Below are 1865 nucleotides of genomic sequence, written 5' to 3' on the forward strand. Positions count from 1 at the left end.
CCTGAACCAGTGATATCATCGCTGGATTCTGATCAGTTAGACGCGATCGCATTTTGGCTAACTCCCGTTCCAAGTTGACTAGCTGAGCTCGTAAGGCTTGGAGTTCTTGATCTTGACCAATGCGTCCGGCGATGTAAGCATTCTGAGCATTATTCAGACTGGTTATTGTCTGGAGTTCTTGGCTACGGGTTTTAGCGTCTTGGAGTTGAATAGACACAGCACGTTCTTGGTCTTCTAAAGTAGCTAAACTCCTGACTAAGAGTTGTGTTTGTTCCTCGGGAGAAACTAAACCAGTGGTCTGTTTAAATTGGTTTAACGCTGCTTCTGCTGCTGCTACCTCCAAACGCCGTAATGGTACTTCTTTCTCCAAAAATTCCCGCACAGCTTTAGCTTCTGAACGAATCCCTTCAGCACTTTCAGTAACCATTGCGTTGGCGATCGCATTGAGCACCGTGGTTGCCAATTCTGGATTTTGACCCTGATAGCTCAGCTCAAGAATATTGGTAGCAGGCACAATTTTTACCTTTAAATCCTCACGGAGTTTGTATATGGTCAGTCCTTCTGGTGAACTGCCGAGTAGAGCAATCTCGTCAAGTGCTCCCTGAAGAACCCGTTCTGACCCCACTAGTTCTGCTTGAGTTGCGATTGGGTCAGCTCCACCGGGTGTATTAGCAGGGACTTGGCTGAGGTTGTCACCCAACTCAGATACACTCACCTTTTTATTGTCCAGCATCAGCCGTGCTTTCACTTGGTACACTGGTGGGGTAACAACCAAATAGGCAATCGCTCCACCAATTACGGATGTAAAGGTAACAAGGGCTGGCAAAAGCCGCCGCTTTAAGGCTAATGGTAGTGATGAAAGGCTTGTGTCCATAAAGTTCACGAAACTCAGTAGTTTTACTGGTTCTTGAAAAACGGGAGCGTGACACTGAATTTGGCATCAGACGACGCACAGAGTTTTTGATAGAGTCTCAAGTTATCAGCAGTAATTTTGTCCCAGTTATAGTAAGTAGCTACATGGTCTTGTGCCTTCTTTGCCATGTCCGCTAACTTTTGAGGTTGGCGGATCGCCGTTTCTAGAGCTCGGACACAAGAGTCTACGTCTCCTGCTCGGAACAGTAGACCTCGTTCTTCACCAATCAATTGCTGATGGGGAGGGATATCACTAGCGAGCACTGGAATCCCTTCTTGCATTGCCTCTAGCATCACCAGCGGTAATCCTTCTAAATCCGAAGGCAGAACAAACAACCCTGCCCCCCGAACAATCTCGGCTAAGCTACTTCCATAGAGTTCACCAACGAATAACACGTCTTGATTTGTACCTGCCAAGTCATGTAGGTTGGCGATGTAGTTATGAGTGTCACTATCACCACCAGCAATCACCAGTTTCCAACCGTTAGATTTGAGCCGTTGGAAAGCTTTGATGAGTAGATCAGGTCGTTTTTCCGGTACAAGCCTGCCCAAGAACAGAATGTAACGCCCCGGGTTTAGACCTAGGAATTTACCATAGGGAAATTTGGGGTCTGACTCTGGGTAAATCCCTGGAGCATTGGGAATATTGATTGTATTCTTGCTATAGGTGTTGAGAAAGTAATTTTGGAGTGCTTGTGAGACTACGACTAACTCATGGGCAGAGTAGACCGCGTTCCTCTCCCCCAAACGAATTAACCCACTCGACCATTTCCCCCACTTGGCTCGTTGCCAGTCCAATCCCTGACAGGTAACCACAATCTTTGCAAAGATGCAGGAGGAGTTTGATTATATTATTTGGCGATCGCTATCCTCTGCCCAACCCCTGAAGCAACTGCTGACACAACTGATTCCATTCCTGTCTCACCACCAGTCATCGGAGTTACCAGAAGACA

General features: G+C 47.0%; 2 protein-coding genes. Both read right to left on the reverse strand.

Annotation, left to right across the window (positions count from 1 at the left end):
• Window positions 1–874 (reverse strand): Wzz/FepE/Etk N-terminal domain-containing protein (locus F6K53_RS39375; RefSeq protein ID WP_366511423.1); only part of this gene is annotated, 874 nt, incomplete at its 3' end.
• Between the two features lie 23 nt (window positions 875–897).
• Complete coding sequence (locus F6K53_RS39380) at window positions 898–1728, reverse strand: glycosyltransferase family 4 protein (RefSeq protein ID WP_293085385.1); 831 nt, start codon at window positions 1726–1728, stop codon at window positions 898–900.
• Window positions 1729–1865: the final 137 nt, after the last annotated feature.

The organism is Moorena sp. SIO4A1, assembly GCF_010672065.1.
Taxonomy (GTDB): domain Bacteria; phylum Cyanobacteriota; class Cyanobacteriia; order Cyanobacteriales; family Coleofasciculaceae; genus Moorena.